We start from the raw sequence: 18,524 nt of genomic DNA, 5'->3' as shown, positions 1-18,524 counted from the left end.
TCTACGCTCCGCTCAGCGCTTGAACTTGGTGACGGAGGAGTCCTTCTTGATCGCGTCGGCGCGCTTCTGGATGCGCTCGACGAAGGCGTCCGCCTTGATCCGGCCGAACATCAGCTCGTTGGTCGCGGTACGGACCTCCTTGTCCAGCTCCTTGTACCAACCGTCGAAGAAGATGTTGACCACGTCCTTGCCGGCCGCCGCGAGCGCGGCCTGCGAGCTGGCCACGCCGGGCGGGAAGGCGTACCCCTGGGACCCGGCGGTGACCACCGTGGGCGCCTTCACCGTCTCGGTGAAGCCCTTCGCCCCGGCGACGGAGAGCATCTGGCGCATGTACTCCAGACCGCCCTTGGGGTTCTTGCTCTTGGCCGAGACGAAGTAGCCCTCACCGGCGGTGGCCCGCACCGCCGCCGACGACAGCTTGTCCGAGGCGGACAGGCTCGGGATCGGCATGAGCTGGTACTCGAAGCCCTCCGGGGTGTCCTTCTTCTGCTCGCCCTCCAGCCAGTCACCGCTGGGGTAGAAGGCCAGCTTGTACTGGTTCTGCCGGAGCTGGACGTCGGTGTGCTTGAGCCCCTCGAAGCTCTTGTCCGTGTACTTGGCGCCGATCTCGGCCCACGCCTGCGCGGCCTGCTTGACGGCGTCGACCTGCCAGGCGCCGTCCTCCAGGTTGTCGATGTTCTTCAGCACGTCCGCGCCACCGATCTTGGCGGCGTGGGTGAGGATGACGTTCCACTGGTAGTAGGCGGCGTTCGCCCCGGCGTAGCCGTACGGGGTGATGCCCTTGGCCTTGATGGCGTCGCAGAGCTTGACGAACTCGTCCCAGTGCTTCGCCGGCGCCCAGCCGTTGTCCTTGAACAGCTTACCGGAGTACCAGATGCCGAAGACCGTGGAGACGTAGTTCAGCACGTACGGCTTGCCGTTGAACGAGCCGACCTCGACGGTGCCGGGGACGACGGTGTCGCGGACCTTCTTCGACGGGTCGTCGACCGACGGGGCGTCCCACAGCTCGGTCAGGTCGTAGAGCTGGCCGTCGGCCACCAGCGCACCGAAGTCCAGCGACTTCTCGCCCGAGTTGTTGACGAACTCCGGCGGCTGGCCGGAGGCGAACCGGGGCTGGAGAATGGTCGAGATCGCCTGGCTCGACTGGTGCTTGATCTCCGCCTTCGGGAACGCCTTCTTGTACAGCGGCTGGTGCACGTCGGTGGCGTACTTGTCACCGTAGCCACCGTTGAAGATGACCACCTCGATCGGCACGTCCTCGGGCACGCCGAGCGGGTTGGTGGCGCTCTTGGTGCCGCCCTTGGCCGGCGCGGTCTTCTCCTCGCCGCCGCTGGTGGCACAGGCGCTGAGCAGGCCGACCGCCGGGGTGGCGAGCAGGCCGGCCGCGGCGGCGCGACGCAGCACGGTACGACGGCTGAGCTCCGTCGGGTTCTCGGGGGTAACGGACATCTTCGTCTCTCCTTGCGGGTGGGATGCGAATCAGGCGGTGCGCCGGAGACGCCCGGCGTACCGCGACTCAAGGGCGTTGTTGTGCGCGTCCCCGCCGGGGACGTTCGCCGAGAGGTAGATGGGGGGTGCCTCTCCGGCAAGATGGAACCGTCGTACGACCTCTGCGGTGAGTAGCTGCGCCAGTAGCGCAGCGGTGACCGTGGAGACCGCACAGACCGCGCCGCCGCCGGGAAGCGGCAGCAGTGCGTCGCCGTACGGCGCGCCGTTGTCCAGCACGATGTCGGCCAGATCGGCGAGCCGTCGTCCCGACGGGTGCCGGGGAGTCACCCGGGCGGTGTGTGCCACCGAGGTGACCGCGATGAGCCGGTGGCCGCGTCCGGTGACCAGCTCCGCCAGCTCGACCACCGAGCCGTTGATGCCGGACTGGGAGGCGACCAGGAAGATGTCCTGCGGTGCCGGGGCGGCGAGTGCGTAGAGCTGGTGGGCGACGGCGGGGTCGCGTTCCAGCTTCGGATCGGCGAGCACGTCCCGGGGCGCGTCGCCGTGCAGCACCAGATCGTGCAGGGTGATCCGGTTGGTGGGGACCAGTCCGCCGGCCCGGGCGACCAGCTCGGCGGCGAAGACCTCGGAGTGCCCGGCGCCGAAGGTCTGCACCACCCCGCCGGCCCGCAGGCTCGCGGTGATCAGGTCGGCGGCCCGGGCGATGCCGTCGGCCTCGGAGTCGAGCAGCCGGTCCAGCACCGGTCGGACCGCCTCGGCGTACCCTGCTGCGCTGATCATGCGGTGGCCCCCTTCGCGGCCTTGTGGCCGTCGACGGCCTGGGCGGTGCGCCGGAAGGCCGCGTGGGCCCGGTCGTGGGTACGCTGCGCCACGGCGATGTAGAGCAGGTCGAGCACGACCAGTTGCGGGTGCCGGGCGGAGAGCGCGTCCGGCCGGAACGTGGTGGCCTGGCTGGCGGTGAGCAGCACGATGTCGGCCAGCTCGGCCAGGGGTGAGCGGGGGAAACCGGTCAGCGCGACGGTGGTGGCGCCCCGGCTGCCCGCCTCGGCGAGCATCTCGATGGTCTCCCGGGTCTGCCCGGTGTGTGAGATGCCGAGCGCGACGTCACCGGGGCGGAGCAGCGCCGCGCTGGCGAGTCCCTCGTGGACGTCGTTCCACGCCCACGCGGCCACGCCGATGCGGTGCAGGCTGAACTGCATCTCCTCGCCCACCAGGGCGCTGCCGCTGGCACCGAAGATGTTGACCCGGGCGGCACCGGCGATGGCCACGGCGGCCCGCTCCACCTCGTCGAGGTCGAGCAGGGTGGCGGTGTCGTGCATGGCCCGGGTGTCGGCGGCCATGATCTGGCCGAGTACCCGCTCCAGCGGGTCGCCCGGCTGGATCTCCCGTCCGATGTCGACGGTCCAGCCGGCCGACCGCGCCCGGCCGGTCTCGGCGGCGATGCCGAGACGCAGGTCGGCGTAGCCGTCGAAGCCCATCGCCCGGCAGAACCGGGTGACGGTGGCCGGCGAGGTGCGGCTCCGCTCGGCCAACTCCACGATGGTCGCCCGGGCGGCTGAGTCCGGGTCGTTGAGCACCTGTTCGGCGACCCGGCGCAGGGCCCCGGTGAAGCCGGGCAGGCCGGCACGCACCCGGGCCAGCACGCTGTCGGCCGGTGACAACCCGATGGCCGCCCGCCGGTCGACCGCCTCGGCGTCGACCACCGCGGTCCCCGCGGGGGTGTCGACCTCGTGATCAACCATGGGGCGCCTTTCCGAAAAGAAGGTTAACTGTTAGTGGTAAAAGTTCTTACTAAAGGCCCCCTCGTGTCAAGACCGTGGGCGAAGTTTTCAAACTGTTACCTGACTCGCACCCGCCGTGGCGGTGCCGACCCTTGCCTGACCTAACGCGGCCGACCAGCATGGGGCGCGTGTCGGACTCCCTCGTGGTGGGCCTGGACGTGGGCGGTACGTCCACCCGGGCCGCCGTCTTCGCGTTGACCGGTGAACGCCTCGGTACCGGCCGGGCCGGTGGGGGCAACCCCACCAGCCACGGCGCCGAACGGGCCGCCGATGAGCTGCGCAGCGCGCTGCGGGCTGCCCTCGCCACCGTCGACCCGGCCCGGGTCCGCGCCGGCACCATCGGGCTGGCCGGGGCCGGCCGGCTGCTCGCCGACCCCGCCGGCCGGGCGGCGTTCGACACGGCCTGGCACGACGTCGGGCTGCGCTGCCCCTACCAGGTGTACGGCGACGCGCTCGTCGCGTACGCCTCGGGTACCGCCGCACCGGACGGCACGGTGCTCATCGCCGGCACCGGCGCCATCGCCGCCCAGGTGTGCGGGCTGGACCTGGGCCGCACCGCCGACGGCCACGGCTGGCTGCTCGGCGACACCGGGTCCGGGTTCTGGCTGGGCCGGGAGGCGGTCCGCCGCACCCTGACCGAGCTGGACCTGGGGCGGCAGGTGGGCACCCTGGCGACCCGGGTACTCACCGAACTGCTCGGGTCACCCGACGTCGCGGACCGCCCGCGACAGACCGCCGAAGCGGTGGTGCAGACCGTCACCCGGCGTGCACCGATCGAGCTGGCCGGGCTCGCGCCGCTGGTCGTCACGGCCGCGCGGGAGGGTGAGCCGACCGCCGTCGCCCTCATCACCGAGGCGGCCCGGGAACTCACCGCCAGCACCGCCCGGATCCGCCCGCCCGACGCCACCGACCCGATCGTGCTGGGCGGCGGGCTGCTCACCGGGGACACCCCGCTGGCCAGCGCGGTCCGGGCGGAGCTGGCCGTCCACTGGCCCGGGGCACCGCTGCACACCGCCGGTGACGGGGCGGCGGCCGGCGCCTGGCTGGCCGCGCGGACCCTGTCCGAACTGACGGATCCGGTACTCCTGCACCGGCTGCTCACCGCCCCCGCTGCGGGCTGACCCGCCGGAGGGACCTGGTCGGACCAGGCCGGCCGAACTGGCCCGGACACTCACCCGCCGGGCTCCGGGTGTGTGGTTGGCATCCTGTCGAGCTCACCGTCTGTGCTAGCGCGAATGGGTCGAACCGCCACGCGACGCACCCAGAGCGGTCGCCGGGCACCACAGCATGCGAGACAAGGGACCGCAGGTCCACGGCACGCCGGGACCGGAGGACGGCGAGACGCCGGGACCGCGCGACGCGGCACAGCAGCGCGCACAATGCTGGATGCCAGCGATACCGCTAGCACAGGCGGAGCAGCTCGACAGCGTCCCCACAGCACACGGGACGGCGGGACGGCGGCAGCCACCCCGGTCGCCGCCGGGGCGGTTCGCGGCTACTTGAGCTGACCGGCGGTGAGCCCGGACTGGATCTGCCGCTGGAACGCGACATACACCAACAGCACCGGTAGTACCGCAATGGTGAGCCCGGCGAAAAGCTGCGAATAGTCACCGGCGTAGCCCTGGCTGACGGCAAGCGCGGCGAGCCCCTGGGCCAGTACCCACTTCGAGTCGTCGCCCTGCATCAGCACCTGGGGTAGCAGGAACTGGTTCCAGTGGCTGAGGAAATTGAAGATGCCGACGCTGATCAGACCTGGTCTGGCCATCGGCAGCATCACCTGGAAGAAGAGCCGGAAATGGCCACAACCGTCGACCAGGGCCGCCTCCGCGACCGCAGTCGGCAGGGTACGGAAGAATGCCGTCAGAAAGAATACGGTGAACGGCAGCGAATATGCGGCGTACACCAGGATCAGCCCCGTCCACGTGCCGAAAAGCCCGGCGTTGCGGACCACGAAGAACAGCGGCACCAGCGCGAGGAAAACCGGGAACATCAGTCCGCCGACGAACAGGTAGTAGACGATCTGCTTGCCACGGAACTCGTAGCGGGCGAAGACGTACGCGGCGGTGGCGCCCATCAGCATGGTCAGGGTGACCGAACCGGCGACCACGACCGCGCTGTTGAGGAAGTACCGGCCGATCTGCGCCTCGGTCCAGGCCCGCACCCAGTTGTCGAACCGCAGTGCGGCCGGCAGGCCCCAGGGGTCGGCCAGGATCTCCCCGTTGCTCTTGACCGAGGTGACGAACATCCAGAGCAGCGGCAGGGCGGTGAGCCCGCCCCAGAGCAGCAGGAAGCCGTGCGAGAAGAGGTTGGCGACGCCGAGTTCACGGCGGACCGGTCGGCCGGTGGCGGCCACCGGTTCGCCGGTACCCTCCGCCGCCGTCGGCGGGTCGAGAATGGTCACGAGTACTCGATCCGATCACGTCGGCCCGCCCGCAGCGCCAACACCGCGACGGACAGGGTCAGGAAGAACATCACCACGCCGATCGCCGAGGCGTAACCGAACTTGGTCTCGCTGCCGAAGGCGGTGTCGTACATCCGCAGTCCGATGACGTCGGAGGAGAAGTTCGGACCGCCGTTGGTCATGAGCTGCACCAGGACGAAGGCGTCGAGTGCGGCGATGGCGAGATAGATCCAGGCCACCTGGACGGTGTCCCAGAGCAGCGGAATGGTGATCTTCCGCAGGGTGACCGCCCGGGACGCCCCGTCGAGCATCACCGCCTCGTAGATGTCGCGCGGGATGGCGGACATCGCGGCGCCGAAGAGCACCACGTAGAAACCGACGTTGCTCCAGACCATCACCGCCAAAACGCACCAGAAGGCGGTCCGGGGATCGCCGAGCCAGCTCGGGGTGGGCAGGCCCAACGCACTCAGCGTGCCGTTGAGCAGCCCGCTGTTGGGGTGGTAGACCTCCTTCCAGAGCAGCGCAATGATCACCACGGAGAGCACCTGCGGGAAGAAGTAGACCGTGCGGTAGACCGACGTACCGCGTACCCCGCTGACCCCGGCCCGACCCCGGCGCCCGCCCATGTTGAGCATGGTGGCGAAGAAGAGGCCGAGGACGATCGTCACCACCGGTACGACGGCGAGCAGCAGCGCGTTGTTCTTCAACGCGTTCCACAGGTAGCCGTCGTTGAGCAGGGCCCGGAAGTTGTCCAGCCCGACGGGGTCGGCGTCGGCGGAGTAGCCGAGCCAGTCGGTGGTGGAGATCTGGAACGCCTGAAGGTACGGCGAGACCACGAAGACGCCGTACAGCAGCAGCGGTGGCACCAGGAAGGTGATGATCAGCGGGTACTTGCCATGTCTCACGGTGTGTGACCTACTCCCCCAGAGCTGACGGCGGGGCGCCGGGGCGACGACCCGGCTCCCCGCCGACGGGCGTCACGCCCGCTTGTACTTCGTGACCGAGGTGTCCGAGGCGATCGAGTCGGCGCCCTTCTGGCACTGGTCCAGGAACTCCGCCGGGCCGATCCGGCCGCTGAAGAACTCGCCGCACGCGGCGTCGACGAGGTTACGTTCCAACTTGCGGTAGTAGTTGTTGTAGACCCAGTTGAAGCCGTTGGAGCCGGATGCCTCCAGCGCCTTGACCACGGTGTTCAGCCCGTACGGCAGCTCGACGCCCTCGGTGGCGCCGGCGACCACGGTGAGGCTGGCGACCTTCCTGGTGAAGTCCTGGGCACCCTTCTTGGACAGCATGGTCCGGAAGTACTCCAGGCCCCCGGCGAGGTTCTTCGCCTTGGCCGGCACCATGAACGGCTCACCGGCGGTGCCCCGGACCGCCTCGAAGGGCAGCTTGTCGCCGGCACCGAGGCTCGGCGTCGGCGCGACGGTCATGTTGAACCCTTCCGGGGTGACCGCCTTCTGCTCGCTCTCCAGCCACGATCCGCAGGAGATGAAGGCCGCCTTGCCCTGGCACCACGCGGTCTGCGACTGCTTGTGGTCGAGACCCGACGAACCGGCGAGGATGTAGCCGTCCTTGACGATCTGGTGCCAGGCGTCGGCGGCGGCCTTCATCGCGTCGGACTTCCAGGCGTTCGGCTCCAGGTTGTCGATCGCGGTGGCGACCGAGGGCCCACCGAACTTGATCGCGGTGGAGATCACCGGCCAGCTCATGTAGCGCGGGTGGGCGCCGGCGTAGGTCCACGGCGCGATCCCGGCGGCCTTGATCTTCTTGCAGAGCGCGATGTGCTCGTCCCAGGTCTTCGCGTACTCCCAGCCCTTGTCGGCGAAGAGCTTGGTCGAGTGCCAGATGCCGTAGACGGTGTAGGTGTAGTTCATCACCAGGAACTTGCCGTCGTACGAGCCGACCTCCACCGCACCCGGCAGCAGGGTCTCCCGCACCTTCTTGCCGGGGATGTCCAGGCTGGGCGCGTCGAGCAGTTCACCGAGGTCGGCGAGGGCCTTCTGGGAGACCAGACCGTTGAAGTCGATCTGACCGGCGCCGGAGTTGTTGACCACGTCCGGCGGCGTGCCGTCGACGAAGCGGGGCTGGAGGGTCTTGCTGATCTCCGTCGTCGCCGAGTGCTTGATCTGCGCCTTCGGGTACCGCTCGGTGTACATCGCCTCGTGGGCCTTGGCGTACTCCTCGCCGAAGCCACCGTTGAAGATGACCACCTCCAGCGGGGCGTCCTCCTTCACGCCGAGCGGGTTCTGCTCACTCTTGGTGCCCTTGTAGGCACCGCTGTCACCGGAATCCTTGTCACCACCGGAGGTGGCGCAGCCGGTGAGCAGGGCGGCGGCGGGGGTCGCCAGCAGGCCGGCGGCGGCACTGCGACGCAGGATGTCACGCCTGTTCATGGTCTCTCCTCGGATCAGGTCCAGGCGGTCGCCGCAGTTCGGGGCACGGCTCCGCCGTTCGAGGCGCGGGGGCGGTAACGTTGCTTGTCTTCAATTACATGATTGTTGCTGAAGAATTCTTACGGCAGTAACGGGCGGACTTCAAGACCCGACGCCCGAACCGTTATCAGCGGCCAACCGACGATCACGCTGGGTAGCCTGATCCCATGCGCCGTGCGGGCCGACTGCGGCAACTCGCCGACCGTACCCCGGCAACCCGGGAACGGTACGTCGACCTGCTGCGGGTCGTGGCCATCGCCATGGTGGTCCTCGGTCACTGGACGGTAACCGTGATCGGGTACGACGCCGCCGGCCGCCCCACCGGCCGGTCCGCGCTGCCCGATCTACCCTGGGCGTACCCGTTGACGTGGCTGGTCCAGGTCATGCCGGTCTTCTTCCTGGTGGGCGGATTCGCCAACGCGGCCTCGCTCACCGCCCACCGACGCCGGGGCGGTGCGCCGACCGACTGGCTGCTGGACCGGGCCGCCCGGCTGCTGCGCCCCACCACCGCCCTGCTGCTCACCCTCACCGCCGCCGCAGCGGTCGCTTGGATCCGCGACATCGGGGCCGACCAGATCCGCACCGTGGTCTGGTTCGCCACCATCCCACTCTGGTTCCTCAGCGCGTACCTGGCCGTGGTGGCGCTCGCCCCGGTGATGTACCCGCTGCACCGCCGCTTCGGGCTGGCCGTACCGCTGGTGCTGGTGGCCTTGGTGGCCGCCGGTGACCTGGCCCGGTTCGCCGGGGCGGGCGGGCTGGCGGCGGGTAGTTACCTGTTCGGCTGGCTCGCCGTGCACCAGGTCGGTTTCGCCTGGCACGACGGCCGGCTGCGCCCCGGACCACGGACCGGCCTACCGTTGCTGGCCGGCGGGTCCACCGCACTGCTGCTGCTCACCGTCGTGGGACCGTACCCGGTGGTCATGCTCGCGGTGCCCGGCGCGCGACTGGACAACGCCTCGCCGCCGAGCCTGGCGCTGCTGGCCGTCGCCACCGCACAGCTCGGCCTGATCCTGGCGCTGCGCGACCCGGCCGAGCGGTGGCTGCACCGGCGACGGCCGTGGCTGGTGGTGATCGCGGTCAACGCGGTGGTGCTCACGATCTTCCTGTGGCACCTGAGCGCCACCGTGCTACTGGTCGGCGTGCTGGACGCGCTGCACCTGCTGCCCACCCCACCGGTCGGTACGGCCGCCTGGTTCGCCTGGCGGCTGCCCTGGCTGCTGCTGCTGAGCCTGGTCCTGGCCGGCCCGGTCGCGGTCTTCGGGCCAGTGGAGGCACGCGCCGCCCGCCGCCGGCCGCCCGGGGACACGCCAGGCAGCCTGCACGGCACGCCAGGTGCCCCGGGAGACACGGCGAACCGCCCGGGAGACACGGCGCGCGGCCCGCACCCGGGTCCGGTGCGGGCCGCGCTCACCGTCGTCGCGTTCGCCGCAGCGCTCGCCGGCCTGCTGATCAACAGCATGACGCCGAAGGCCGCGCCGGAGCCGCTCGGCGTCCCCGTCGCCGCGCTGGCGGTCTACCTGGCCGGAGCCGCCGTGCTGCGGCTACTCCGGTCCGGCCGGCCCGGCTCCCGGTCGGTCGCGGCCGGACCGGCCGGCGCCGGGCCGGTCAGCTCTGGGTCGGGAAACCGAGGTTGACCCCGCCGTGCCGGGGATCCAGCCAACGGCTGGTCACCACCTTGCCCCGGGTGAAGAACCGCACCCCGTCCTCGCCGTGCGCGTGCAGGTCACCGAAGAGAGACGCCTTCCAGCCACCGAATGAGTAGTACGCCATCGGCACCGGGATCGGCACGTTGATCCCGATCATGCCGACCTCCACCTCGTGCTGGAAGCGGCGGGCCGCTCCCCCGTCGTTGGTGAAGATCGCCGTGCCGTTGCCGTACGGGTTGGCGTTGACCAGGGCGACCGCCTCGTCGTAGGAGGCGGCGCGGACCACCGACAGCACGGGACCGAAGATCTCATCGGTGTAGACCGACATGTCCGGGGTGACCCGGTCGAAGAGCGTCGGGCCGAGCCAGAAACCGTCCGCCGCGCCGTCCGCGACGACCTGCCGGCCATCCACCACCAGGGTGGCCCCCGCCTGCTCGCCCGCCTCGACGTACCCGGCCACCCGGTCCCGGTGCGCCCCGGTCACCAGCGGTCCCATGTCGCAGCCCCGCCGGCCGTCCCCGGTACGCAGCCCGGCGATCCGGTCGGCGATCCGGGCCACCAGCGCGTCGGCCACCGGCTCCACCGCCACCAGCACGGAGACCGCCATGCACCGCTCCCCCGCCGAACCGAAACCGGCGTTCACCGCCGCGTCGGCGGCCAGGTCCAGGTCGGCGTCCGGGAGCACCACCATGTGGTTCTTCGCCCCGCCGAGGGCCTGCACCCGCTTGCCGGCGGCGGTGGCGCGCTGGTGGACGTACCGGGCGACCGGGGTGGAGCCGACGAAGGAGACCGCCCGGACCGTCGGGTGGTCCAGCAGCGCGTCGACCGCCTCCTTGTTCCCCTGCACCACGTTGAACACGCCGTCCGGCAGGCCCGCCTCGGCGAACCACTCGGCGAGCAGCAGCGCCGCCGACGGGTCCTTCTCGGACGGCTTGAGCACCACGGCGTTGCCGCAGGCCACCGCGACCGGGATGAACCAGAGCGGCACCATCGCCGGGAAGTTGAACGGCGAGATCACCGCCACCACCCCCAGCGGCTGCCGCAGGCTGTACGAGTCGACCTCGGTGGAGACGTTCTCGCTGAACCCGCCACGCAGCGCGGACGGGATGCCGCAGGCGTACTCGATGACCTCCAGGCCGCGCTGCACCTCCCCGGCGGCGTCGGCGAGCACCTTGCCGTGCTCGGCGGTGATCACCTCGGCGAGCCGGTCCCGGCGGGCGTGCACCAGCTCCCGGAACGCGAACAGCACCGCCGTCCGCTTCGCCAGCGAGGCGTCCCGCCAGCGCCGGGCGGCCCGGTCCGCGGCGGCCACCACGAGGTCCACATCCCCCGCCGACGCCAGCTCGACCCGGTCGGCCACCGCCCCGGTGGCCGGATCGTAGACGTCCCCGTACCGCTCCGACGAGCCGGTGAACGGCTTGCCGTCGACGAAGTGCCCGATGCTCACGCCGCCCCACCTTCCCCGGCCAGCACCTGGCGGATCGCGTCGACCAGGATGGCCAGCCCCTCCCGGGCCTCCTCCTCGGTCAGGGTCAGCGGCGGGCCCATCCGGATCACGTTGCCGTAGAGCCCACCCTTGCCGACCAGCAGGCCGCCGGCCCGGCACGCCTCCAAGACCCGGGCGGTGGCCTGCGGGTCCGGCTCCCTGGTGCCGGGCCGGACGAACTCCACCGCCAGCATCAGCCCCTTGCCGCGCACCTCGGCCACCCCGTCCAGCCCGGCCGCCGCCGCACGCAGCCCGTCGATCAGGATCGCGCCGGTCCGGGCCGCGTTGGCCTGCAGGTCGTGGTCGAGCAGATAGTCGAGTACAGCGTTGCCGGCGGCTGTGGAGACCGGGTTGCCGCCGAAGGTGGAGAAGCTGACCGCCGGTACCGCGTTCAGCACCTCGGCCCGGCCGACCACGCCGGCCAGCGCGAAGCCGTTGCCGATGCCCTTGGCGAAGGTGAGCAGATCCGGGGTGATGCCGTGCGCCTGGTAGCCCCAGAAGTGCTCGCCGGTACGCCCCCAGCCGGTCTGTACCTCGTCGGAGATGAGCAGGATGCCGGTCTCGTCGAGCACCTTCTTCCAGCCCGCGAAGAGCCCGTCCGGCGGGTGCACGAACCCCCCGACGCCCTGGATCGGCTCGGCGATCAGGCAGGCCACGTCCCCGGCGGTCTGGGTGGCCAGTACCTCCCGCAGGTCCTCCACCGCCGCGTCGACCTGCTCGTCGGCGCCGAGCCGGGACAGCAGGCCGCGCAGCCGTTCTGCGGAGTGCAGCCAGGCCACCTGGAGCGGGCTGAGCGAGCTGGCCGACCAGGTCCGGTTGCCGGTGACGCCCATGGTGGCGTACGACCGGCCGTGGTAGCTGTTGCGCACGGCCAGGATCTGGTGGGAGCGGCGGTAATTGGTGGCGACCAGCAGGGCTGCCTCGTTCGCCTCGGTACCGGAGTTGGTGAAGAAGACCCGGGCGTCCGGGATGCCGGACCGCTGGGCGATCTTCTCGGCCAGCTCGACCTGCTGCCGGATCAGGTACAGCGTCGACGTGTGCACCACCCCGGTGGCCAGTTGGCGCTCGACCGCCTCGCGCACCTCCGCGATGTCGTAGCCGAGCATGTTGGTCAGTACCCCGCCGAAGAAGTCCAGGTAGCTGCGGCCGGCCGCGTCGGTCACCCGGCGGCCGGAACCGGTGACTATCTCGATCGGCTCGTCGTAGTAGAGCGGCATCCAGGACGGCAGCACGGCCCGGTGCCGGGCCAGCAGGTCGTCGTCGGTCATCTTGTTCCTCGCCCCTTCACCGGTGTACGCGGACCCTCGCACGTTTTCACCAGAGGCGGGCGACGGACAACTGCCAGCTTGTAGCGCAGCGCCGAGGGCGGCCTGACACTACGTCAAACACCCGGCACGGTTTTCTCTGCGCTGGTCGGCTCACGGACCGGTTTCCGGTGGTAGGCAGCCCCTCTGGCGACTGATTCCGCAGCACATGGGCTGACGGAATGTCCTGGCCGGGTCCGCCCGACCGGGGCAAGGGAATCCGGTCGGTACCATCCGGCAGTGCCGACACGTCACGTACCGTTGCCAACCGGGCAGACCGGCGCGGTGCCGGCGGCCGTCGTGGCCGGCGTACAGGACTGGGTGACCTCCCCGCCGGTACGCACCCTGGTCGCCCGCTTCGGCGGCGACTGGCCGGACGGCGGGACCGGCGCGCTGCTCGCCGCCCTGGACGCGTTCTCCGCCCGACACTGGGACTTCCGGCACGGCCGGGAACGCCCCGACGCCAGCGAACCAGTCCTCGACCCGGAGACCGTCGAGCTGGTCCTCGACGCGGCCCGGGCCCTGGGGCTGGTCGAGCCGGTACCGCCACCGATCGGCCGCTACACCCACCTGGTCGTCCTCGGCGGACTGGCGCACGCCTGTCTCCGGCGTACCTCGTACGCCGCCCACCTGCTGGGCGGTGGGACGGCGGTGACCGGCGAGGTGGCGGCGCTGGGCAGCTTCCGCCCGCTGTCGGCGGTGGAGACGCGGATGCTGACCGACGCCGGCATCACCGGCTGCACCACCGAGGTCGACGCCCTGGACGCGGCGGTCCGGGCCGCCTTCGGGGTACCCGCCCCCGCCGAGGAGACCGCCGAGGACGCCGACCACCCGCACCGGGCCTGGTCGACCCGGACGTACCGGCAACCCGGCGGGCCACCGGTCCGGGTGCTCGCCGCCCCGTCCAGCGAGCCGACGGTACGCCGCGCGCACACCGCGGACACCCAGCGGTTCTGGGCGGAACACGTCAGCCTCGCCCCGGGTGACCGGGTACTGATGGTCACCGCGCCGATCTACGTGCCGTTCCAGCACTGCGACGCGCTGCGGGTGCTCGCCCTGCCGTACGGCTGCGGCGTGGACACCGTCGGCGTCGACCCGGACCTGCCCACGCTGCGCCCGCTGCCCGAGCCGGCCCTCACCCCCGGACGCTACCTCCAGGAGATCCGCTCGGCGATCCGGTCGATGCGCCACCTGCACGCCGCCCTGTCCGGCTGACCTCCGCCGTACGGGGCCGGACGTGTTAAGAAGGGGCCCTTCCTATACCGAAAGCGATAAGAAGGGGCCCTTCCTTACACCTCCCGCAGGGAGGTGTCGGCGACGGCCTGGGCGAAGACCTCGGAGCGGTGCTCGAAGTTACGGAAGCGGCCGTAGCTCGGGGCGGCCGGGGAGAGCAGCACCACCCCACCGGCCGGGGTGAGCTTGCGGGCCTGCCGGACCGCCGCGACCAGGTCCTCGACCAGTTCGGTCCGGACCCGGGGCAGGTCGGTCAGTGCCTCGATGATCCGCGCGCCGCTGTCCGGGATACCGATCACGGTGATCTCGCGGGTGGCCAGCGCCTCCCGCAGCGGCGTGTAGTCCAGCCCCCGGTCGGTGCCCCCGACGATCACCGTCAGCGGCCGGCCGTCGTACGCGTCGATCGCGTGCACGGCGGAGTAGGGGCTGGTGGCGAGGGTGTCGTCGACGAAGGTCAACCCGGACGGGTCGGCGATCTCGGTGAGCCGGTGCGGCAGGCCGTGGAACGCGGCGACCGCGTCGGCGAGGGCCTCCCGCTCGGCGACGCAGTCCACCCCCACCGCGTCGAGCACGGCGAGCGCCACGCACAGGTTGCTCTCGTTGTGCCGGCCGACCAGCCGGAGGGTGGTACGCGGGAAGAGCGGCCGGTCGGCGGCGTACAGCCAGGGGCTGCCGTCGGCGCCGGGGGCGACGTGGAAACTGTCCGGCAGCCCGGCACGGACCACCGGCCGGTCGGTGCGCTCGGCCCGGTCGGCCCAGTCGGCCCGGTCGGCCAGCTCGGCGGCGAGCCGGGGGTCGGTGCCGTTGACCACGACGGTCTGCGGCCCGTGTGCGAGCAGGTTGAGCTTGTCCCGGTAGTACTCCCGCTCGCCGCCGTGCGCGTCGAGATGCTCGGGGAAGAGCGAGGTGACCACCGCGACCCGGGGCGAGTCGGTCAGGTCACTGCACTGGTAGCTGGACAGTTCCAGCACGTACCGCTCGGCGTCGGGCAGGTCCAGCAGCGGTACCCCGATGTTGCCGCCGAAGACGTTCGGCCGGTCGACCGCGGTGAGCAGATGGCTGATCAGGCTGGACGTGGTGCTCTTGCCCTTGCTGCCGGTCACCCCGACGGTCCGCTCGGCGTGGTCGGCCATCCAGAGCGCGCTGCCCTGCGTGACGGTCGCCCCGTGCCGGCGCAGCTCCACCAGCCACGGATGGGTCTGCGGCACCCCGGGCGACCGGACCACCACGTCGGCGGCAGCCAGCCGGGCGTACCCCGCCTCGCCGGTGACCAGCGGCGCGGCCTCGGCGAGCGGCCCTTCCCAGGGCAGGGCGAGGAAGTTCGCGCTGTCGTCCACGGCGACCAGGTCGGCCGGGCCGTGCGCGGCGATCGCGGTCACCGCCGCCCGGCCCTCCCGTCCGGTACCCCAAACGGCCACGGAACGTCCGCGCAGGTCAGACAGGCGCACGGGTGATCTCCTTACTTTCCGGCGGGCGGACCCGGAATAGTATGGCCTGTGCTTAACGGACAGCTCGGGCAGATGACCGCGTTCACGTTCCCGTCGTACTCGATCGATCTGGCCACCGGCGAGGCGTTGTTCGACTATGCCCTCACCGGGCCGGGCGGTGAGCTGCGGTTCACCGAGGTGGTGACGTTCCCGCTGCCGGACGTGCCGCCGTCGGACGCCACGGTGACCACCCTGAACCGGGTACTGGAGCTGCTGCACGTCGTGGCGGGGGTGAGCTACTACAAGGCCGCCGCGCCGCGCCGGCTGATGGTGCCGACGCCGCTGGGTGAGGCCGCCGCCGCGCTGGTCACCGCCGTCTACACCAAGGGCCTCGCCGAGTACGCCTACCGCAACGACCTGCCGCACGTGCTGGAGCTGGTGCCGGAGATCCCGGCCGGCTCGGTCGACCCGGCCCTGCCGGTGGACAACTCGGAGCTGCGTCCGCTGTCGGCGGTGGGTGGCGGCAAGGACTCCATCGTCACCCTGGAGGCGCTGCGCCGCGCCGGGCTGGACCCGGTGCCCTTCTCGGTCAACCCCAACCACGTGATCGTGGCGGTCAACGAGGCGTCCGGGCTGGCCCCGCTGGCCGCCCGGCGGCGGATCGACCCGGCGCTGTTCGACCTGAACGCGGCCGGCGCCCTCAACGGGCACATCCCGGTGACCGCGATCAACTCGCTGATCGCGGTGGCCACCGCCGTGCTGCACGGGCTCGGCCCGGTGGTGATGTCCAACGAGCGCTCCGCCTCGGACCCGAACCTGGTGTGGCAGGGCCACGAGATCAACCACCAGTGGTCCAAGGGGGTCGAGGCGGAGGGTTTGCTGCGCGCCGCGCTGGCCGGGCCCGCCGGGCTCGCCGAGCCGTACTTCTCCCTGCTGCGGTCGCTGTCGGAGCTGCACATCGCCCGGCTCTTCGCCACCATCGACCGGTACGACGACGTGGTGACCAGCTGCAACGCGGCGTTCAAGCTGCGCGACGCGAGTGCCCGCTGGTGCGGCAACTGCCCGAAGTGCCGGTTCGTCTTCCTGGCCATGGCACCGTTCATGTCCCGGGAGCGGCTGGTGCACATCTTCGGCACCGATCTGCTCGCCGACCCGACGCAGGTACCGGGCTACCTGGAACTGCTCGGGATCGGCGGGCACAAGCCGTTCGAGTGCGTCGGCGAGGTGGAGGAGTCGGTGGTGGCCCTGAGCCTGCTCGCCGAGCAGGAGCAGTGGCGGCACGCACCGGTGGTGCAGGCCCTGGTGGCCGACGTACCGGAGACCGCCTGGGCGGCGGCACACAACTCGGACGTGTTCACCCCCGGCGGCCCGAACTTCGTCCCGCCCGCCTACGCCAAGCTGCTCACCACCCTCCAGTAGCACCGCTGCCCGCCGGGGCCGGCCGATCATGGTGTTGTGGTGCCCCACGTAAGCCGTGAAGGGGTACAGAAGCCCCACCACAAGTCCATGATCGACAAGGATCGGCCGGAGGGGTCAGGTGTCGCGGACCGCGTCGAGGGCGAGCAGGGCGACGTGCAGGGAGAGGCACGCCGGTACCGAGTCCAGGTCGATGCCGAGGATCCGGCCGATCCGGGCCAGCCGCTCGTAGAACGCCGGCCGGGACAGGTGCGCCGCAGCGGCGGCGGCCGACTTGTTGCGCCCCTGCTCCAGGTACGCCCGCAGGGTGCCGAGCAACTGCTCACGCGGATGCCGGGCGTCGTAGGCCAGCAGCGGGCCCAGCTCACGCTCGACGAAGGTCTGCAACCGGGGCTCGTCCCGCAGCAGGTGCAGCAGGCCGGCGAGCCCGACGTGGGGCAACCGGAACACCGGCAGGTCCCGTCGGTCCCGGCGGGCGGCGTCGGCAATCTGCCGTGCCTCGATCAGCGACCGGCGCGCCTCCCGGAGGGTACCCACCCCGGAGCCGGCCGCCACGATCACCGCGCCTGGCATACCCGCCGGACCGGTCCCGGCAACCACCCCGCCGACGGCGGTCGTACCACATGACGGGCCGGCGCCGGGCCCGCCACCGCCGACCGGACCGGCGGCGGCCTGCCGGGCCAACGTGCCGTCGAGGCGCACCCGGCGCAGGGCGGCGGCGAACGCGGTGAGCGCCCGGTCCTCGGTGGCCGGATCGGTCAACGCGAGCAGGGCACCCACCGCCTGGTCGTCGATCGCGCTGGTCAACGCGGTCAGTTTCGCCTCGCGTAGCGCGTGCCCGACCGCCTCGGCCAGATCACGCAACCGGGACTGCGCCGCCTCCGGGCCGCCCTCGCCGCCGGTCTCGTCGGCCCGGTACCGGATCACCACCCCGACCAGGTGCCGGCGTTCCAGCACCACGCCCAGTGCGCGGGCGCGCAACGCCACCTCGTCGACCGGCCGGGCGTGGTCGAGCAGCGCGGTCAGCAGGGTGCGGTGGATCTGCCGCTCCAGCCCCTCGGCGTCCCGCTGGATCAGCCGCCCCAGGGCCAGGGTGGAGGCGGCCCGTTCGACCAGGATGGTCAACCGTGTCGGGGGTGACCCGGGCGGCCCGGCGAGTTCCCCGCCGGGCCAGCGCAGCAGCAACCGGCCCCAGTCCTGGCCCCGGGCGCCCACCATGGTGACCAGCCAGCCGCTGTCCGGGTCGTACGCGGTCCGCCCAGTCGGCTGGATCCGCCGTGAGTGCTGCTCCCAGCCGTCGAGCAGCAGCCCGGCGCTCTCCCCGGCCGGGTCGTACGCCAGGACCTGCCGGGACAGGTTCTCCAGCACCACCGGGCAACCGGACAGCTCGGCGGCCTGCCGGACCACGTCCCCGGGTCCGGCCCCCTCCACCGACAGGTCGGTGAACCGCTGGTGGATCTCCTCGGTGGCCCGCAGTTCGGTGAGCTGCGCATCCACGATCAGCGCGTGCACCGCCTCGGTGACCCGGACGAACGGGGTGGCCCGGCGCAGCTCGACCAAGGGCAGGCCACGGCGCTGGGCGGCGGCGACCATCACCCGGGGCACGTTGCCCACGTACCGGCGCCCCAGCTCGACGACCAGACCGGAGACGCCCACGTCTGCCAGGTCGCCGATGAAGGCCCGCAGTCCCGCGTCGTCGGCGGGTAGGCCGATCCCGGTGGTCAGGACCAGTTCGCCACCGCCGAGCAGGGTGGCGATGTCCGGCACCTCGGCCACGTGCACCCAGCGCACCGGCCGGTCCAGCCCGTTCTCCCCGGCGACCAGCCGGGGAACGCCGTGCCGGACCGGGTCGAGGGCGAGAACCTCACGCACGGTAGGGAACACGGGCGTCACGCTACCCTCGGTTACCCCGATGCTCGTACCAGCCGTCAGGGCGGAGCTCTACTGAT

General features: G+C 71.6%; 14 protein-coding genes. 4 read left to right on the top strand and 10 right to left on the bottom strand.

From position 1 onward, the window contains the following. Nucleotides 1-12: 12 nt before the first annotated feature. Genes ngcE (V6U90_RS18275) through V6U90_RS18265 form a run of 3 tightly spaced genes read right to left on the bottom strand, consistent with a single transcriptional unit; the run spans nt 13 to nt 3,191 of the window. The gene (gene ngcE / locus V6U90_RS18275) at nt 13-1,449 is read right to left on the bottom strand and encodes an N-acetylglucosamine/diacetylchitobiose ABC transporter substrate-binding protein (protein ID WP_334437788.1); all 1,437 of its coding nucleotides are present in this window, start codon (nt 1,447-1,449) and stop codon (nt 13-15) included. Between the two features lie 30 nt (nt 1,450-1,479). Beyond that, nucleotides 1,480-2,229 (bottom strand): SIS domain-containing protein, encoded by a 750-nt coding sequence (locus V6U90_RS18270; RefSeq protein ID WP_334437786.1) that lies wholly within the window; start codon nt 2,227-2,229, stop codon nt 1,480-1,482. Further along, nucleotides 2,226-3,191 (bottom strand): MurR/RpiR family transcriptional regulator, encoded by a 966-nt coding sequence (locus tag V6U90_RS18265; protein ID WP_334437783.1) that lies wholly within the window; start codon nt 3,189-3,191, stop codon nt 2,226-2,228. The genes V6U90_RS18270 and V6U90_RS18265 overlap by 4 nt, the downstream gene beginning before the upstream one ends. A 167-nt stretch (nt 3,192-3,358) precedes the next feature. Here V6U90_RS18265 and V6U90_RS18260 point away from each other — a divergent pair, with 167 nt between their 5' ends. Then, on the top strand, nt 3,359-4,351 hold the full coding sequence (locus V6U90_RS18260; protein WP_334437780.1) for an N-acetylglucosamine kinase: 993 nt from the start codon (nt 3,359-3,361) through the stop codon (nt 4,349-4,351). Nucleotides 4,352-4,725: 374 nt separating this feature from the next. Here V6U90_RS18260 and V6U90_RS18255 read toward each other — a convergent pair whose 3' ends face one another. The 3 genes from V6U90_RS18255 to ngcE (V6U90_RS18245) all read right to left on the bottom strand — a co-directional run bounded on the left by V6U90_RS18255 (nt 4,726) and on the right by ngcE (V6U90_RS18245) (nt 8,024). Continuing rightward, complete coding sequence (locus V6U90_RS18255; protein ID WP_442933611.1) at nt 4,726-5,631, bottom strand: carbohydrate ABC transporter permease; 906 nt, start codon at nt 5,629-5,631, stop codon at nt 4,726-4,728. Beyond that, a complete protein-coding gene (locus V6U90_RS18250) occupies nt 5,628-6,536 on the bottom strand; it encodes a carbohydrate ABC transporter permease (protein WP_334437777.1) in 909 nt (302 codons plus the stop codon). Before V6U90_RS18250 ends, V6U90_RS18255 begins: the two co-directional genes overlap by 4 nt. A 72-nt stretch (nt 6,537-6,608) precedes the next feature. Then, a complete protein-coding gene (gene ngcE / locus V6U90_RS18245) occupies nt 6,609-8,024 on the bottom strand; it encodes an N-acetylglucosamine/diacetylchitobiose ABC transporter substrate-binding protein (RefSeq protein ID WP_334437774.1) in 1,416 nt (471 codons plus the stop codon). Between the two features lie 206 nt (nt 8,025-8,230). Here ngcE (V6U90_RS18245) and V6U90_RS18240 point away from each other — a divergent pair, with 206 nt between their 5' ends. Then, the gene (locus V6U90_RS18240; protein WP_334437772.1) at nt 8,231-9,697 is read left to right on the top strand and encodes an acyltransferase family protein; all 1,467 of its coding nucleotides are present in this window, start codon (nt 8,231-8,233) and stop codon (nt 9,695-9,697) included. On the opposite strand, the gene V6U90_RS18235 is transcribed toward V6U90_RS18240, so the two are convergent. Together V6U90_RS18235 and V6U90_RS18230 are read right to left on the bottom strand one after the other, a co-directional pair. Further along, a complete protein-coding gene (locus V6U90_RS18235) occupies nt 9,669-11,156 on the bottom strand; it encodes a CoA-acylating methylmalonate-semialdehyde dehydrogenase (RefSeq protein WP_334437769.1) in 1,488 nt (495 codons plus the stop codon). The genes V6U90_RS18240 and V6U90_RS18235 overlap by 29 nt on opposite strands. Then, complete coding sequence (locus V6U90_RS18230) at nt 11,153-12,463, bottom strand: aspartate aminotransferase family protein (RefSeq protein WP_334437766.1); 1,311 nt, start codon at nt 12,461-12,463, stop codon at nt 11,153-11,155. Before V6U90_RS18230 ends, V6U90_RS18235 begins: the two co-directional genes overlap by 4 nt. A 276-nt stretch (nt 12,464-12,739) precedes the next feature. On the opposite strand from V6U90_RS18230, the gene V6U90_RS18225 reads away from it, so the two are divergent. After that, on the top strand, nt 12,740-13,714 hold the full coding sequence (locus V6U90_RS18225; RefSeq protein WP_334437763.1) for a hypothetical protein: 975 nt from the start codon (nt 12,740-12,742) through the stop codon (nt 13,712-13,714). A 74-nt stretch (nt 13,715-13,788) separates the two neighbouring features. On the opposite strand, the gene murD is transcribed toward V6U90_RS18225, so the two are convergent. Next, on the bottom strand, nt 13,789-15,180 hold the full coding sequence (gene murD, locus V6U90_RS18220; RefSeq protein WP_334437760.1) for a UDP-N-acetylmuramoyl-L-alanine--D-glutamate ligase: 1,392 nt from the start codon (nt 15,178-15,180) through the stop codon (nt 13,789-13,791). 48 nt (nt 15,181-15,228) lie between these two features. Between murD and V6U90_RS18215 the strand changes: the two genes are divergently transcribed. After that, entirely contained in the window at nt 15,229-16,578 is a 1,350-nt protein-coding gene (locus V6U90_RS18215; protein WP_334437757.1) for a hypothetical protein, read from the top strand. A gap of 114 nt (nt 16,579-16,692) precedes the next feature. Here the strand turns inward: V6U90_RS18215 and V6U90_RS18210 are convergent, their stop codons facing one another. Continuing rightward, a complete protein-coding gene (locus tag V6U90_RS18210) occupies nt 16,693-18,459 on the bottom strand; it encodes a PucR family transcriptional regulator (RefSeq protein ID WP_442933610.1) in 1,767 nt (588 codons plus the stop codon). Nucleotides 18,460-18,524 lie beyond the last annotated feature (65 nt).

The organism is Micromonospora sp. CPCC 206060 (assembly GCF_036906895.1).
In the GTDB taxonomy this organism is placed as follows: Bacteria; Actinomycetota; Actinomycetes; order Mycobacteriales; family Micromonosporaceae; genus Micromonospora.
This window is presented reverse-complemented; position numbering and strand designations above follow the sequence as displayed.